Annotated in this window: 9 protein-coding genes; 1 reads left to right on the top strand and 8 read right to left on the bottom strand. The window is 42.5% G+C overall.

Annotated elements, in window-relative coordinates; translation table 11 throughout:
- Positions 1-43: 43 nt before the first annotated feature.
- The 3 genes from VCM39_RS09285 to VCM39_RS09275 form a co-directional block, all read right to left on the bottom strand.
- A complete protein-coding gene (locus tag VCM39_RS09285) occupies positions 44-2,002 on the bottom strand; it encodes a hypothetical protein (protein ID WP_322933021.1) in 1,959 nt (652 codons plus the stop codon).
- 103 nt (positions 2,003-2,105) lie between these two features.
- Positions 2,106-6,248, bottom strand: coding sequence for a two-component regulator propeller domain-containing protein (locus VCM39_RS09280; RefSeq protein ID WP_322933022.1), 4,143 nt, complete (start codon positions 6,246-6,248; stop codon positions 2,106-2,108).
- Between the two features lie 136 nt (positions 6,249-6,384).
- Positions 6,385-7,521: a glycoside hydrolase family 105 protein gene (locus VCM39_RS09275; protein ID WP_322933023.1), complete on the bottom strand. Its 1,137-nt coding sequence runs from the start codon at positions 7,519-7,521 to the stop codon at positions 6,385-6,387.
- Positions 7,522-7,692: 171 nt separating this feature from the next.
- Here VCM39_RS09275 and VCM39_RS09270 point away from each other — a divergent pair, with 171 nt between their 5' ends.
- Positions 7,693-8,655: a hypothetical protein gene (locus tag VCM39_RS09270; protein ID WP_289292575.1), complete on the top strand. Its 963-nt coding sequence runs from the start codon at positions 7,693-7,695 to the stop codon at positions 8,653-8,655.
- 464 nt (positions 8,656-9,119) lie between these two features.
- Here the strand turns inward: VCM39_RS09270 and VCM39_RS09265 are convergent, their stop codons facing one another.
- The 5 genes from VCM39_RS09265 to VCM39_RS09245 form a co-directional block, all read right to left on the bottom strand.
- Entirely contained in the window at positions 9,120-11,273 is a 2,154-nt protein-coding gene (locus VCM39_RS09265; protein ID WP_322933024.1) for a hypothetical protein, read from the bottom strand.
- A gap of 135 nt (positions 11,274-11,408) precedes the next feature.
- Positions 11,409-12,968 (bottom strand): hypothetical protein, encoded by a 1,560-nt coding sequence (locus VCM39_RS09260; RefSeq protein ID WP_322933025.1) that lies wholly within the window; start codon positions 12,966-12,968, stop codon positions 11,409-11,411.
- Positions 12,969-13,087: 119 nt separating this feature from the next.
- Positions 13,088-15,541, bottom strand: a complete 2,454-nt coding sequence (locus VCM39_RS09255) for a glycoside hydrolase family 2 TIM barrel-domain containing protein (RefSeq protein ID WP_322933026.1) — start codon at positions 15,539-15,541, stop codon at positions 13,088-13,090.
- A 13-nt stretch (positions 15,542-15,554) separates the two neighbouring features.
- Complete coding sequence (locus VCM39_RS09250; RefSeq protein ID WP_122201601.1) at positions 15,555-16,784, bottom strand: glycoside hydrolase family 88 protein; 1,230 nt, start codon at positions 16,782-16,784, stop codon at positions 15,555-15,557.
- A 139-nt stretch (positions 16,785-16,923) separates the two neighbouring features.
- Positions 16,924-17,661, bottom strand: coding sequence for a phospho-2-dehydro-3-deoxyheptonate aldolase (locus tag VCM39_RS09245; protein ID WP_025867305.1), 738 nt, complete (start codon positions 17,659-17,661; stop codon positions 16,924-16,926).
- Positions 17,662-17,740: the final 79 nt, after the last annotated feature.

Raw genomic sequence — 17,740 nt, 5'->3', positions numbered from 1 at the left:
ACTATAATTAATATACATCTGCAGATGTTTTTTTATTTTACTCTTACCAGAAGCGCACTCTGCCTTCCTCCATCGTAAATATCCGATGTTCCTTACCACGACTTTTATCAATCAAAAGGTATAATCCATTAGAAGGGATGTTATGAAAATTCAGGAAGGGATACATTGCTTTCTGTTCGCCTAATGATTGAAACGTATGATCATTGTAATAAAACAGCTCGTAGGTATCACCTGCCATCACGTGATTACTATCTGTACGGGGGAGATATTTTACCTTGGTCACATGAGTATTCTTCCCCAAATCAATGCCGATCCAGTCTGAAATAGCGATATAGTCATTAATTGACTTATTATAAAGATCATACGCCTGAGGCAACAAATGAGCATCCGCAGGAGGAAAAAAGAGTTTTCCATATAGACAGGTGGTTGTATCTGCTCCATATACCTCTAATTCTGACAGTTCCATTTTAGCATTTCCATTGTGCTTGATACGTAGATAACGGCGAGGTATGGAAACACCCGAAGCATATACAGAATCATACTGTGTATTGGCATCGTGGGTAATGGTACATAATGTATCTACTTTCCGAAAATCCTTATAATCTGATGATTCTATGGTAGCCCCTATGATATGACGGCTGTAATTGGCAAAACGGTGAAAAAGAGGATATTTCCGATGTAGAGTTAATGATGTTCGTTCTGTCTTGGAAGGAGAAATAAAGTGAACAGTACCATCTAAACGAACATGAAAAGGAAGAGAAGCAGGTTGTAATTCGTCATCTTGAAAATACCCTGCTATAAACATGGTTTCGGGACCAACATCTGTAAATGTTACTTTAAGTCCATCCCGCTTACCGTAATGTACCGGTATCCAATGTGAGTTGTTGAATACACAAAGATAGGCATATTCCTGATTATCATCCGGTTCATAATCCAGAGAGACAGTTATATCATGGCAAGTCATATACTCGGAAGTGACATCCTGTAAAAAGCGGTTTTCAAAAAAGATGGGGATAGATTCGTCACCGGTATGATCTACCAACGCCCGTGCATTACGTTGATAAGTATGACGATACACTTTATTCATCTTATAATCCTGATTCAGACCACGAGGACGTGATTCAAATCCGGTGAAAGGATAATGTAAACCTGTGAAATGGTACACAGCATTCCAACAGTGCTTTCCCCCACGGGAGGACCACTGTTCAATAGACTCCATTGAAACGGGAATACCTAAAGAACGCATCACTAATACAGTAACAGGAACAAATTCCGGACAGCCTAAAGAGAAAATATCTTTCTCTCCGATCAATGGATGAGAAAAACGAACGGAATCTTTCCGGGCAAACCCCATCTCTTCTATCATTTTACTATTGACATACAGACATGCCTGATAGGGAGACTCATTAATCTCGTCTATCCCTGCAAAACGTCCGGGCATATCGCCATACATACCTTTCAGAGAATCACGCCAATTAGTAATGGGTTCGTTGCCTACACGATAAGGAAGCAGATATTCACAGAAATCAGAAAAATCAAGATGATGCGCCCAAGGATATTGCCAGGCTTCAAAAGCACAATCTATGTTGTGTATAAGATAAGAGGCGGTGATACACTCCACGTCTTCTATACGGTGTGCACCACTCACTTTATGAATGGACTGATAAGGATAGAGATGAAAGATCTGCCGGATATGCCAGGGAAGCCTACACATGGCAGCCGAACGGTTTACACTATCACGATATTCATCTAACGATGTACCATAATAAGAATAATGCCCGGGCATGTTTTCAATAAGGAAGACAGCGGCCCGTAATTTTAAGCTATCGGCATCTTTCTGTGAATAATGCGTCAATACCTTTTCCAATTCAGAACGGTTATCACCACTTTTCTCTAATGCCTGCTCTAACAAAGAAGAAGGTGGTGGCAAATGAGAATGACAGGCCAACAAAGCAATAAATAGTATGACCCAAAAGGGAATTAAAACAAGTGTGTTTCTCATAGCTTGTGTATTTTTGACAAAGCTATGAGAATTTACACAACTGCATTATAAATATTGTATCAGTTGTTTGAAATAATCAATCAACATGCCTGTAATAACAAGTTTATTCTGCACTCAGATCATCATTTAGTGGTATCTTACCACCTTCACGATGTTTCATCACAAATTCCGAAGGTGAATACCCATACACAAGCTTGAAGCTGTTTGAAAAATAGGCATGACTATTAAAACCGGTAAGTACGGAAATCTCCGACACGGTATAGTCTGACTCCACCAATAGTTTAGCGGCAACTTCCAATCGTTTGTTTCGGATCAATTCGGTTGGAGACAGCTCTGTTATGGCCTTTAGTTTTCTATACAGATTGGCACGGCTTAACCCAATCTCTTTGCTCAGCAGGTCTATATTCAAATTAGGATTGGCAATGTTTTTCTCTATAATCTCAAAGAACTTTTGTGTGAAACGATCATCGGTAGAAACGATCTCGATGCCCAATGCTTCGGGAGAGAATTTTTTACCATAGAGTTTCTTTAGTTTCTCACGCGCTTCAAGCAGGTTATTGATGCGACAGAGCAAAACATCCATGTTAAATGGTTTGACAATATAATCATCGGCACCTACGGAGAAGCCTTCTTTTATATGTACAACCATCGATTTGGCAGTCATCAGCACAACCGGTATATGGCCTACACGCAGGTCTTTCTTCACCAGTGCACAAAGTTCAAGACCGTCCATACGAGGCATCATAATATCGCTAAGAATGAGATCGGGATATTTCTCTACGCAGATATTAAAGGCATCTTCGCCATTGTCTGCCTCGAGCACATAATAATAAGGTTCGAGACACTCCTTTACATAATTACGTACTTCATTGTTGTCTTCCGCCAGCAGAACAGTCCATTTCTTTTCGGCATTCATAAGAGGAAGTTTCGCTGTGGGCGGAATTACATCTTCCACAATACGCTCTTCTTCCTCCGCCGCAAAACAAGACTCATCGTACACCCCTTTACTGACCGGAATGATTACTTCGAATATAGTTCCGTGAGGTTCATTGGAGGCTACCTCAATGATACCATGATGCAGGTTGACAATAGATTGGGTCAGACTAAGCCCAATGCCTGTACCCACATTATTTTCCTGACTCACCCCTACCTGATAGAAAGGAGTGAATATGTTCTTAATCTCATCCGTAGGAATTCCTTTGCCTGTATCTGTCACCAACAGGCGTATCATGTTCGTATCGGCAGGAAGCTCTCCCAACTTTTCTTGCTGCCGGGATGGCAGTTCGCTATAGGAGATTGCTCTCAGATCGAGTGAAACCTCTCCTCCGCTATTCGTAAACTTAAAGGCATTGGAAAGCAGATTGAAAACAACCTTCTCAAACAGAGATTTATCAAACCATACACTCAAGCGCTCTTCATTCCTCTCGAACACAAAGTTGATGTTCTTATTCATAGCTATCTGATTGAAAGCACAGCAAATCTCCAGCATAAAAGAGCGGATATTGCTCTTAGTGAGCCGAAGCTGCATCTTTCCATCCTGGTTCTTCCGAAGATCCATAAGCTGATTGACTAACAGCAACAGCCGTTGTGCATTACTAAATATCAGACTGAGCTTATTCTTCACGCCTGCACTGAAATCCGCCATCTGCATGAGTTCCTGCAAAGGTGCGATAACCAGCGTCAACGGAGTTCGTAACTCGTGAGAGAAGTTGGTAAACAGGCGTAGCTTGGTCTGATGAAACTCTTCAAGTTGAAACTTCTCTTTCTGCTTGAACACCAGTTCCCGTTCCAGTTTCTGCTTATTGAGGATGTAATACATGATAATTGTAAGCATAGACAAAAAGACAACGACATAGAACAGATACGCATACCAGGTCTTCCACAAGGGAGGAGTGATGATGATACGAAGTTTCTTTACCTGCTCATTCCATATCCCGTCATTATTGGCTCCTTTCACTTCAAAGGTATAGGTTCCCGGGCTCAGATTGGTATAATAGGCTTCTTTACGATTGCCGATATAATTCCATTCCTTATCATGACCTTCAAGGAAAATAGCATATTGATTCTGTTCCGGAAAAATGTAATTGAGTGCACAGTAACTAATGGATATATTATTCTGATTGTATTTCAACCTGATTTCTTCGGTATCATCGAGAATAGAGGTAAGTATAGTACTTGCTCCAGGTTCCACCTCTTCATTATTAACCACCAATCCGGTAAGAACAAGTGGCGGAATGTAAGAGTTCTGCTGCAATTCATCGGGGGTAAAGGTTACAAAACCATTGTTTCCACTAAAACAAATATCTCCGTTGGGAAGCATGGCACCACTATGAGGGGTAAACTCCTGTATGGCAACTCCATTGAAGATATTATAGTTAGCGCACTCTTTCGTCTTGATATTATAGCGTGAAATACCGTTGCTGGTACTGATCCAGAGATTGTGCTTTTCATCGGGAACAATGGCACAAACATCATTCTCAGCCAATCCCGATTCCTGTGTAACGGTGCTGATAATCCCTTTTTCTTCGTCATAAAGGGCAAGCCCCCCTCCGAACATGCCAATCCATATATTTCCGGAAGCATCACGGACAATACTGGTAATGTAGTTATTCTGCAGACGCTGGTTTTCAGACTCTTCATCCATACTGTAATAAGTCATCTCATGTCTCCACTCATCGTATTTCACCAACCCGTCATTACGGGTTCCTACAAGCAATACTCCGGGTCTCAGTTCTATCATACAACGCACACTCCTCACTCTTTGCGGAGGAAGAGTATCATTGGCCAACTTAAAACTATTCTGCACGCTCTTGTCTTTTCCCAACTTAATTAGGCCCACATCCGGACTGGCAGCTCCCAACCAGAGATCACCATTCGAGGCCCTCAGTATGGAATAAATAGACATGACTTCCTTAAACTGATAATAAAGCGAGTACTTTTTTGTACGGATATTAAACTGATAAATACCACCGCGATTGGTTCCGCACCACAGGATATCACCTTCTAACATCAGCCCTTTTACAATATTCTGGCTATGCTGTAACTGAACGGAATCTTTGATAGGATAATACTGATACCTGCGCGTAGGCAGATTATAATCGAGTATCCCCCGCCCTTCTGTTGCCATATACAGACAACCAGTAGGCATACAAACCATCATACCATAAATGCCGAACATGGCATCAAAGACAGTTGTAGGATCATGAAAAACAAAGCGATTGTTGTACTTACTACTATAATTGATACCCCCGGCATAAGTGCCTACCCATACAATATTGCTTCTGTCCACAAAAAGCGAATAGATAGAGAAATGGCTGAGGTTGCCTTGTTCCAGAGAGGCGTCGGAGTGCAACAGTTTGGAGTTGTTGTGCAGGTCAATTGTATAAAGTCCGTCGAACGTACCTACAAGTAGTGTACCCTCCACTTCGGCAATACAACGGATGCTATTGTTGGAAAGTGCACTGTTATCTTTGGTATAAGTAACAATCGTTTCGCGATCTATATCGAGCTTGAACAATCCGTTGTAAGTGGCTCCGCCCCAAATCTGTCCTTTGGAATCTTCAAAAATGGTAGCAACATTATTGCTGGGCAGAATGCCCAGTTTATCTTTACTATTGGCAGTGAAATGCTTCAATGGTTTCATGTTCATATCACAGACATAAAGTCCTTTGTTCTTTGTACCGATCAGCATTTGTCCCTTAGTAGTTTCATAGATATCGGCTATCAGTTCTTTCTTGATCTGTCCGTTCAGCTCAATCACCTGAAACATATCCATGTCATTAATATACAAGAACATCCCTTCGGCCGTACCTACCCACAGACGATTGCGGGAATCGACCAGCAAAGCACGAATGGAACTGTTGTAAAGCAATGGATAAGCTTTGGTATTGAAAGATTTTATCTTATTGGTTTTCAAATCAAGGCGATTGAGCCCCTTACTTGTTCCGATCCATAGATTACCGGACTTATCTTCGGCCAAAGTAGTTATGTGATTATCGCTCAAACTGAGCGAATCGGTATTGCTATGCTTATATGCCACAAAACGGTTACCGTCATATCGATTCAGCCCATTACGAGTGGCACACCAGATGAATCCTTTGGAATCTTGCATAATCTTCAGAACGGAGATTTGGGAAAGACCATCCTTCAGGTTCAGATTAGAAAAATAGAAATTCTCAGCCTCTTTGGCAACCAGCGTCGGCAAGGTGAGAAAACAAACTAAAAACAACAATAATCGTTTCTTCATTAGAATAGTAATGTGTAATTCATAATATTATTTTCTACGCAAAGATATAATATGTTGCTTACGACGCAATAGATAACAGGAAAAAAGCAAAGCCTTTCTCTGTCAACAAAAGAAAGGCTGTACAATCTTTTGAAAATCATTTCCCGAGCAATGCAACTGCACACCACAACAAAGGAGCATGTGCATGCAAATCGCCCGTGATCTGCTTACGGTTCATGTAATGATTCTTATCATTCTTTATATTTGTCCCTTCACACACATTGGTTATTTCATCATCTTCGTTGATATAGGTCACCAGTGCAAGCCAGCCTTTACGGGCAGCAACGCCATATTCTTTCTTATCAAGCCAGCCATGTTTCACTCCCACAATCATGGCATAGGTAAACATTGCCGTACCGGAAGTTTCTTTGTAGGAAGCCGGTTCATCAATAAGCTGATGCCACATGCCATCCGGGTCCTGGTTTTGTCTGAGTGTATCCATCATCTTCTTATAAGCCTCCATTATAGTAGTACGGTCCGGATTATCTTTCGGAAGAATAGATAGTAACTGGGCCATACCGGCAGCCATCCAACCATTGCCACGTGCCCAGAAAAAGGGAGCTTCGGGAGAGTGATAAAACAGTCCGTTGGGACGCTGAATCTTTTTGAGGTACATCGCCATCTCACGGGCAGCACGATCAATATACTTCCGGTCACCTGTAGCACGATAGGCCTGCGACTGAATGGTAGTGATCATAAACATGTCATCAATCCAGATACGTGTCTGCCAGGAATATCCTTTATCGGCATATGCTTTCTGTTCGGGAGTAGCATCGGCTGGAACCTCCCACTGTGTATCGGCATATCGCATACCGAGATCATAATAACGCTGATCGCCCTTTTTCTGGATATAGATTTCAAGGGGGACAGCTCCCACCACATTATGATCTACATGATTCATGCGGGGAAGCATCTTCTGCTCTGTGGAGAATAGAGGTTCAAAGCGATCTTTAAGTTTGTCAAGTAAAGGTTCGTTTTTAGTAATTTTGCCAAACCAGAGAGCACCCAGCCACGCACAAGCGTCGGGATACGTTATATAATTAGGGGCTTTTTCTGCCCGCGGATTTCCGAAACGGGTATGTGGGGTGACAATAAACTTATTAGCGATCCGATTACCAGCTTCGAGAGGAGTAGAACCTTTCGGAAATTTAGTGAGATTATACTCTTGTGACTGTAAAGGGGAAACCATCAGACAAGCGCCTGCCAAAAGGAAAAAGAATTGTTTGTATTTCATAATATAAGTATTTTGTATTATTGTGACAAATGTAAGGGATAATCCTTCAAACGGCTTGAACTATTGTATCAATCGTTATCAATATTATCCCGAAGCGTATCAGTCCGAGATAACGGAAAGAATTAAGAGATATATTTGCATCATTAATTTATCTTACATGAATAGAATATTATGAAGAAGCAATCACTTATTTACCCATTTGTAGCAGCATGCATGTATCTTGCTCCCTGCCTGCCATGCCATGCTGGAGATGTTTTCAAAAGTTCCGTTCCGGAAAAGGATTCTATCGCATATACTCTACAGGGAAGTATGCAAGCTGACGAGAGTCTTGTTGGCAAAGATTACAATGCCATTCACCAATATATGCGTCGGTTGGGATGGGATTACAGCGAGCACCCCAACTCTTCGCTCAAAGACCATCATACTGGAGTACATGCAGAAGTGGTATATGATAATGTATTGAAACAATATGTTTTCAAATTTACCAACCATGCAGGAGAATTCCTCGACGGTGATCGCGGATCGCTGAAAGACCGCCAACGCAATGAAATGAAAAGCCAGACCTCGCCCGCATGGCAAAAACTAAATGGTAACCGGGATGAATGGCAACAGCTAAAATGGAAATTCAAAATACCGAAAGGATTCCGTCCTTCGACTTCATTCTGCCATATTCACCAGCTCAAAGCACAGGAAGGTAATAACGGTGCACCTCTTATCACCATCACACCGCGTTGCGATGCAGACGGCAGTAACCGCCGGATACAGGTCATTCATACAGGTGACACAAGGGCAAGCTCCAAAGGAATCCTTATTGACAATATCCCTCTCAAAGAGTTTGAAGATGAATGGGTACAGGTAGAGACTGAAATGCACTATACAGACCACGGTTCCTTTCGCATAAAGATTACCCGTATCAGTGACGGAAAAGTACTGATAAATCAATTTTTTGATGATGTTGATCTCTGGCGTAGCGGAGCAACCAATATCCGCAATAAGTTTGGTATCTACCGTAGTTTGGGAGGTAGAATGGAAGGTCCTGATGACCGGCCTAAAAACGGTATCAAAGACGAACAGATCTACTTGGGTGACTTTCGGGTATACGAACGTTTGCCGTATGGAAAGACACGTAAGTAGTAAAAGCAGAAAGAAAAGAAAGATAGTCAATTACCGCTTTTAAAGAGCAAAAGGATAGAAATATCAAAAATCGGCTAATAAGACTTTCTGTTTGAAACAGCCACTTGAGAAAACTTTACAAAAAGAATCGCATAAACTTCACATAAATAAACTTTCCCGGTAAGATATGTACATTTTCTTATCGGAAAAGTTTGTTTTTATCGGTAGGACACGATTTATCAGAGTAGCGAAAAGAGACAAAAAAGAAAGTAGCAGAACAAACCCAGTATCAACTATCTACAATCATAAAGATAGTTACAAAAAAAGAAAGCATTTCATTCTAACACCGAAATAATCCAAGTACAAACTTTATGCGTTCTCACAACGCGTCTACAATGCCTTCAATTCTGTAAACCAGAGTTCTGCTCTGCTACAACGTTATAAAAAGGATATAGAAAATACATTTTGTTAAACCTCTCATTCCGTCAGTCACAAACTGAAGATATACCTTCATTTCCCAAACCGGAAAAGCAGGAGGCAAGATTAGTAAAATCAAGAACAGCAATCTCGCCAGGTTTCAAAGTCAACGATAGCATATCACCATAACGATACGAGGCTTTCACTCTACTGCCCACACTTCCCAAAGGAGATGAGACATGATAAATCATATCCGTTGCGGGTAATAATCCCAAATTACGATCAAGCATCACACTATAAGTTTGCTCCTTTTCCGAAGGGTTGTGAAAAGAGAGATACCCCTGAGTTTTATTCCAGGCACTGTAGCCGTACACCTCATTGTTGCGAGGCGAACCACCATGCATACGGACATTATGAAAAAGCGGGAATACTTTCTGAGCCCATTTCAAACCATCGGCCAGAATGTCCCAATCGGAATAAGACAACTTTTCCGTCTTGATATACAGCTCAATAAAGCCAGTGCCCCGGCTAAGATTCATATACAAATAATCACGGAAAGCCTCCGGTGTTTCATCCGGACCTGTTTTCTTAGGTTCATGATTGAAAACAGAATTCATCGGAAACTTCGTATTCTCTTCTTTCCATATCTGATGGTATACATTATCACGATATACCAGTTCCCCGTTACGATTGTTTCCTTTGGCAGCATCTCCGGCATTAATCAGCCAAACCACATCAACGTACTGCAACCACCAGGGACTAAGATAAGCTCCATTCGTGATAGCAATAAAAATATCCGGATTCACTTCTCCCAAACGATTAAAAATCTTCATCAAACGTTCTGTTCCGGCGGTCAGGTAATAAAGTTTCAATTCGTCATACCGGGAATCATTCAAGCGCTCGTCATTGGAAGAAAAGCCTTCAACTCCAAGTTGTGGCATAGCAGCCGTACCTCTTCCCTGCAACTCAAAATCACGGATATTAAGGTGTCCGAACAGCCCGTCAAATTTAAAATAAGAGACACCCCCGGAAGCAAGCTCCACAACCCGGTCTTCAAGTTTCTGCATATATACAGCTCCCGTCATAGACATACCATAAGAGAGAGATTCATACCCATATTCACGCATTTTAGGAACCATCTTCAATCCACCCAAAATGGAAGCCGGACTTAACCAAAGTCCAAGCTTAGAGTTGGCTTCTTTCGCTGCTTGCCGACTTTCGGAGAAATCGGGAGAAAACTTTGAATTAACCGTCCATACCTTTTCGGACCAATCAGCAGTCGCCGGATCGGCATTTTGCCAACCATCATCTATGACGTAAGCATTCAAAGGTGTACACCCTCGTTCAAGCACCAGTTCACTATTCACTTTACGCACACTGGCTGTAAACGTTCGGGCCGAAACACTCTTTCCAAAATCAAACCAACTGTTGTACTGAATCTGCAAGCGAAGCGGACGTTTTCTTATTTTATTGATATAAGCGTAAAAGGCATCATCAAGATAAGCCGGATCATCGGCCACGCCAACCACGCTCTTATAGGTTGTATACTCTTCGCCTTTAGAAAGTCCGCAACCACGAAGATAGCCACAGGACATTTTCTGATCCGTTACCAGATTGGTTGCCGCAGGAAATTCGATTCCCCAATAGGTAGCCGTTTCTGTTGTATAAAGAGGTTGTCCCAGACCCGGTTTCCAACGGGCACTCCCCTGAGCCGTAATTTCTTTTGTAGTATAGTTTTGCCGGGCATCAGCGAAAGAGATAGACTCCACATCAACGCGTTCCAATGTAACATCCTTACCAGAGCGAATCTGCAAGTACTTGTGGCAAAAAGAATCATCATCCGTCAATTCATAGCTGACCGTCACCGAAAGTTCTTCTTTTTTATTATTAAGTACAAACCTGTAACCACGGCCTTTCTTGTTTGATGTAAGATTGTAGTCGGAAACAGAAAGTACTGTAAAATCTTTAGCAGTCAAAATACGGTCGGTACCTTCTTTGTCGGTACCCTCAGAAATGCGCAAGGCAAACTCTTCACATGAAAGAGGCGTCAACGTTTTACCAGAAAGTTTATTGTAAATAGATTGAGTAGCCAGGACACCGTTGTTTACTTCAAGCGTACGTACCAGAAAGGGGTTCTCCAAACGATAAGCAGCAGTCTGGGCACCAAGAGTCACAGTAATCACACACAGAATGATAAAAGATAGAAAAGTTTGTTTATTCATAAGGTTCGAAAGTAAGATGTTAACAGAACAATTTGTTCAAATTCACCACAGAGTACACAAAGACATCAAGGGGTTGCATATTCGATTACAAAAGTAATAAAACTCTGTAACCTCTGTATACTCTGTGGTGAGTTTTTACTTAGTCAATATCTGCAAGTCTGTTCCTTTTTGTCTTGCCATAAGCTGGGCCACATACAAAGAGCGAGGGAAAATATTAATCTCATTCTGTCCTTCCCAAATGCCTTCGGGACGGTCTTTGAAATGTCCGGGCACCTTCTCTCCCTTCGTTCCGATACTATAATTGTTTCCGGAAACCCAAGGATTTTGTATAGCAGCACGGCGCACCCGGCAGTTCCATAAGACTTGTGTAACGCCGGCCCAACCATGTCCGCTTCCCATCTGTCCCCGATCCTGAACATTAATTTCTCCGTCGGTGATTATATTGTCATAAAGAGTACCCACTGCCCAACGGTGATGCGGACCTATATCTGCAAATGTCTGGGAAGCGGAACAATTATAAAATACATTCGGCCCGCACACACGCGCCCCGGTCACATAGTCATGACGCCCTTCGGAACTCTGGCAATTCATGAAAAGATTCTGTTGCCCCCAATTATTGAAACCATAACGGAAACCACCTGTAATAAGTGATTTTGCTTCAAGACAACGGCTGTTAGAAACCGTTACGTTCTTAGCCATCGCCTCACAACTAACAGCTGCATACCCCAGGTAACGACAAGTAATATTGCGTGCCCAGCAGTTTTCTACTTTATCAAACTCCACACCTATCCAACCATGCTGATTATCCTCATAGTTTTCAAACTCAGACTCAAGACAAAGATTGCTGACTCCTACTTCACTGATACGTCCGTCAAATGTATACTTATAAATCTCACCGCCACCATATTTGGCATCCATCTGCATTACAACAGGATTATCAATATAAATACGGTCGCCTTCTACTTTGGTTATCTCACGTTCAAAAGCAAGATTATACTCTTCGGGAGTCCATTGACGGGTACCTTTACGTTCTACAATTTGATCCATTTTAAGGTCGTGTATCCACTGTGAAGTACCGGGGCGATAAAGCATAATACGATCTCCCGGACGAAAACCTTTACCCGAAGAAACCCGGAAAGAATGGGTACCAACAGGAACGAATGTATCTGTAATCTTTGCCCGTGTACCCGGCACTTCTTTCGCTCTTCCCGTACCGGATACTTTTATTAACGAATACCGCTTTTTCCCTGTAGCCAAAAGACGGGTTTCATTCACATTTTCTCCCTCTCCCTCTAATACAACACCACTGGCAGTAATAAGAATACTCTCAGAGATCTTATAAATACCTCGTTTGAGTAAAACCGTCCCCCGGTGTCCATCCTTATCGGGCTTCATTTGCGAAACTTTATCAATTGCCTTTTGGATAACGTTATGGCTATCTCCGTTCGCTACCGGCGAAACGATTATCGTAGCCGGATAAGCCGGAATGCTCTTATCTCCGTGATGATAACCTACACGGCTGAAATCCGGGATTGTATTTCCTTCTTTATCAGGATAATATGTAAGTTCTCCCGCATCGGTTATCTTTACCAGGCTGGATTGCCAGGCAGGCGGGAGTTTGGTTTGTGCCAATGCCCCTGTAACAAAGAAGACAATAAAGGCCCCTCCACAAATTAGGTTCTGAAATTTACTCATTGAATTGAAAATTGAAAATTAAAAATTGCTATGCAGCGCGTTGTCGTTTAATTGAAAGTCTTATAGAGTTGAAAGTTACTATGCAGCATGACAGCGCAGCAACTTTCAACTTTCAACTTTCAATTTTCAATTAACAACGTTACTGTAGGAATACCTTCGGCTTTCACCGCAACAACGGATTTTCCTTTGGGTTGGCGAACGCGGATACCTGCACGTCCATTACATACCTGCACTTTGCGCGATCCCATGGCAGTACCTTGATTTTGTATCAACTCACCATCGCCTGCTATTTCAAAATGAACGAACATACGGGAGTCCAGGCAGCGAACTCCATTGGTATCCAATAACTGTGCTGATACCTCAAACATATTATCTCCACAAGGTGTCGCAGTAAGTTGTATAGTAGCCTCTGCCCCCCACTTCTCCGTTTGATACTCAAAAGATATTTCGTCTGTGATGCTTTCCTTACCGGTAGAAACAGCCTTAACCGTATTCTTTCCGACATTCAAAGGTACATTCCAACGTAGTCCGGCAGCAGGAAAGTCCTGACTATTACGTTTCTTTATTCCCCGGCTCACTCCATTGACGAAAAGTTCTACTGAAGGGCAGTTTGAATAAACCAGTATCTCTTTCTCCTCACCCGCATTTCCCCAACGCACCGGCCAGCTGTGCCCATATATATGTATCATGGGCTTCTCTGTCCAATAAGACTGGAATACATAGTAACTTTCTTTCTTCGTAAAGTCACGCTCTACAACCCCTTTCTGATTCATATACGGTACCGGATTTTCGGGACGTATCGGAGTAGAGAAATCTTTGAAAGGCCAATAAGCTGCTCCTGTCAACCAAGGCATATTCTCCTGTTCTTTCAGGTGCCAATCAATCAGCTTTACGATATATGTTTCGCTCCAATCTCCTTTTTTAAGCACTTGTGCCGAACCATTCAGTGCTGCATCAGCATCGCTTTCACCTGCTTTACGAATGGCTGCCACCACCTCGGCATGGCGTCCGGCATGGCTGTCACCTCCCCACTCTACGTGCAGGAAATGTTTCACCTTTTCCATCTCAGCAAGAGACATTTCCTGATAATCGGTATAATTACCCCGATACCAGCCTGCCCAGATAGAAGGCGAATAAACATCAACAATATCACTACAGAAGGCGCAACGGCGAATAGCTGTCTTACGACTATCATCCAGCTGATGCGAAAGGGTGTGAAGCTCACTCATCAACGAGCGGATCTCTCCTTGGTTAAATGTTTCAAAATCATTCGGCCAGTCATTCTCGTTTCCGAGTCCCCAAATGATCACGGCAGGATGATTGCGGTGTTGTTCTATCATGTCTGTCAACATGTGTTTGGCTTGTGAACGGTACTTTTCTCCACCTACCCCTCCACGGCACCAGGGAATCTCCTCCCATACCAGGATACCCAGGCTGTCACAAAGGTTAAGGATTATTTCTGACTGCTGATAATGTCCCAGACGAATGAAGTTAACACCCATCTCTTTCATCATCTGCATCTCTTGTCGCATCTGATCTTCGGTCATGGCAGCAGCTACCCCCGCATGATCTTCATGCCGGTGTGTACCACGTAATAACAACCGACGCCCATTCAAATGGAACGGACCTTTTTCTATAAATTCAAACGTTCGGAAACCAAAACGTTCGGAAGCAGTAACTGCCTGTCCATTGGCACGCACAGTAACCTCACACGTATAAAGCAGCGGGTTATCCACATCCCATACCTGAGGCTTTTTTAACGGGACGTCGGCAAGGCAGAATTCGCCGAGAGGAGTGACTTCATCCTGCCTGCCGGATAGTACCACGTTCCCTTGAGAGTCTTTCACGCGCCATTCAACAGTGGCTTTTCTCACATCCGAAGGATTATAAAAGAAAGAATTTATTTTCAGGGTTGCCTGCTTCAGTTTCTGATCTAATACCGGCTCTATCTTCAGCGAAGCTATAGAAACCTCCGGAAGATAAACCAGATTGAGATAACGGTAAATACCTCCATAAAGATTAAAATCGGAAAGATCTGAAGGTATCATTTCGGCATCACGCGTATTGTCGCAACGAATACTCAAAGGGACACGTCCTCCAAAACGCTCAGCCTCTTTACTGGAAAGGAATGTGTTTACGGCATCTGTTATATCCACATTCCAACTATCATAACCACCTGTGTGACCAGCCACTTTAGTCATATAGATATAAACATCTGTCTTTTGTCCTGCTCCTTCAAATTCGAGCAGGATACGACCGTTTTTATAGGGATTGTCTATCGTGAGTTGTGTTTTATACCAGCCCGGTCCCTGATAGTAATTCACATCCGGATCTACTGCATCTTCTGCATTAAAGCAATGTGGAAGAGTTACTTTTGTCCAAATGGGTGATCCTTCCGGTTGTCCGACTTTCATGGGTCTGACAAGTTCCCATATATTACCAACATCCTGTCGAAGAAATTCCCAGTTATCCGTTAAACGAAGTTTTTGTGACTGCGTCACAGGAACCTTTGCACCAAGATTCCCGCTCAGCAGCATCAAACTAACTAATAAACCAACAATTGTATTTTTCATATTTACACCGCTTTTACAATACAGCGTTTCCTTCTTTTTCCAGTTTTGATTTTCTGAGTAAAGCCTCAAGGAAATAATAGTCTGCATAGACGATAGGAACATCTATCTCGGACTTATGAGGAGCAGAACCCGTACTGTGAAGTAAAAGGAAACCACGATCACCATTCAACGCTGCACGATAGTTCTTACTCAAATTACTGACAATTGTATCTGCCCATTCTTTATACTGCACAGCATTGTCCTTGTCGTACATAGAAAGCTCATACAGCGCACAAGCTATAACAGCTGCTGCCGACACATCTCTCGGTTCGTCAGGAATATTAGGAGCGTTGAAATCCCAATAAGGAATCAAGTCTTCAGGAAGTGTTTTACTGGTAAAGATATAGTTGGCAATATGTTTGGCCTGTTCCAGAAATTCCGGAAGATTCGTTTCACGGTAACACATAGTATAACCATATAATCCCCACGCCTGTCCACGTGACCATGCTGATTCATGCGCATATCCCTGATGTGTGTTCTTTTTCAGAACCTCTCCGCTGATTGTATCATAATCAATTACATGATACGAACTATAATCGTCGCGGAAATGATTCTTCATTGTTGTACGTGCATGGTTTACAGCGATGTCATAAAATTCTTCCCGGTTGGTTTGTTTGTAAGCCCAGAACAGTAACTCCAGATTCATCATATTATCTATAATAACAGGACACTGCCATTTATCTTTATTGTGATCCCATGAACGGATACAACCCACATTGGGTTTATACCGGGTAATCAGCGTTTCTGCCGATTCGATAAGTATTCCTTTATAATCAGAATTATGCGTCAAACGGTATCCGTTACCAAAACTACAAAATACTTTAAAGCCCATATCATGGGTACGGCCATTGGTCTTTTCACGCTCAATAGGTGCGGTAAACTCTTCAGCTTTCTGTCGCCAATACTCATTGCCGGTATATTCATACATATACCACAATTCTCCCGGAAAGAATCCGCTGCACCAATCCCGTGAAGCGACGAGATGCAGTGAACCATCCGGTTCAATATTACGAGGGCTGACTAACATCTTCTCTTTTTGCTCTTCTGTAAATGCAGACTTCACCTGGTCTATTTCCGAAAAGGCGAAATTCAATTGCCCGGAAGCAAAATCGAAGTTATCTTTTAACACATCCGCTGGTTGGGTAGTTCGGCTACATGCGCCGCATACTATCATTAGTGATAGCAGTCCTGTTTTGATTTTCATGGTTATTTTATAATTTATTTTGTCCAATGCAAAAATAGGCTATTAGCCTGACTCGGGTTTATATTATTATTCCATAGACTTGCACTATTATCCCAATCTTAGGTTTGAGACAAGAAAACATACCATTTTTCAATCCTGATCAATCTATATTCAGCGTATGTAACATATCCGACAAAGCCGCGGGGGTCAATTGTTGTGCAGCATCAGACAAAGCTTCCTGCGGGCAACAGTGGGATTCAATAAACAATCCGTCCACTTTCAGAGATAGTGCCTCCTGACAAATCTGAAGCAACAACTCACGTTTTCCTGCAATATGACTGGGATCACAATAAACAGGTATACCAGGAACGCGATTACGGAGTTCTTTTATCTGATCCCACAACGGAGAATTGCGATAAGGCGCATTGTCTACCAGGCAAAAGCCTCTATGTATGGCACCAATGCGCTTTACCCCCGCGTGTTGCAGGCGTTCGATAGCTCCTATCCATAGTTCCAGATCGGGAGAGACAGGATTCTTTACCCATATTGGAATATCTGTTCCACGTAATGCCTCGGCAAGTTCATGCATCATAAAAGGATTCACTGTAGTACGAGCTCCAATCCAAAGCATATCCAACCCGGCATTTAAGGCAGCTTCTACATGTGAGGGCAGTGCCACTTCAGTCATCACCCGCATACCTAAAGTTTGCTGTATCTCTTCCATCCATGCCAGTCCCTTCTCGCCCACTCCTTCAAATGTTCCGTAGTGTGAACGAGGTTTCCACAATCCTGCACGCAATGTCCGGATACCTACGGCCCGTAGTTGGGTTGCAGTCTTCATCATTTGTTCGCGAGTCTCAGCACTACAGGGACCCGCAATAAGTTCTATTTTATCCATTCGGTCTTCATTTTATTTCACCACACAATAACACAAAGTTTCACAGAGTACTACTTATGATTCTCAATAATAATAAACT

Origin of the sequence: Bacteroides mucinivorans, assembly GCF_034654355.2 — a bacterium.
GTDB classification, from domain to species: domain Bacteria; phylum Bacteroidota; class Bacteroidia; order Bacteroidales; family Bacteroidaceae; genus Bacteroides; species Bacteroides nordii.
Note: the sequence above shows the minus strand (reverse complement) of the source record. Positions and strands in the feature narration are given on the sequence as shown.

What these genes read in the sequence shown, in the direction of transcription:
- VCM39_RS09265 (WP_322933024.1), bottom strand. Translation starts at nt 11,273, where the DNA reads ATGAATAAACAAACTTTTCTATCTTTTATCATTCTGTGTGTGATTACT.
- VCM39_RS09280 (WP_322933022.1), bottom strand. Translation starts at nt 6,248, where the DNA reads ATGAAGAAACGATTATTGTTGTTTTTAGTTTGTTTTCTCACCTTGCCG.
- VCM39_RS09285 (WP_322933021.1), bottom strand. Translation starts at nt 2,002, where the DNA reads ATGAGAAACACACTTGTTTTAATTCCCTTTTGGGTCATACTATTTATT.
- VCM39_RS09260 (WP_322933025.1), bottom strand. Translation starts at nt 12,968, where the DNA reads ATGAGTAAATTTCAGAACCTAATTTGTGGAGGGGCCTTTATTGTCTTC.
- VCM39_RS09275 (WP_322933023.1), bottom strand. Translation starts at nt 7,521, where the DNA reads ATGAAATACAAACAATTCTTTTTCCTTTTGGCAGGCGCTTGTCTGATG.
- VCM39_RS09270 (WP_289292575.1), top strand. Translation starts at nt 7,693, where the DNA reads ATGAAGAAGCAATCACTTATTTACCCATTTGTAGCAGCATGCATGTAT.
- VCM39_RS09255 (WP_322933026.1), bottom strand. Translation starts at nt 15,541, where the DNA reads ATGAAAAATACAATTGTTGGTTTATTAGTTAGTTTGATGCTGCTGAGC.
- VCM39_RS09245 (WP_025867305.1), bottom strand. Translation starts at nt 17,661, where the DNA reads ATGGATAAAATAGAACTTATTGCGGGTCCCTGTAGTGCTGAGACTCGC.
- VCM39_RS09250 (WP_122201601.1), bottom strand. Translation starts at nt 16,784, where the DNA reads ATGAAAATCAAAACAGGACTGCTATCACTAATGATAGTATGCGGCGCA.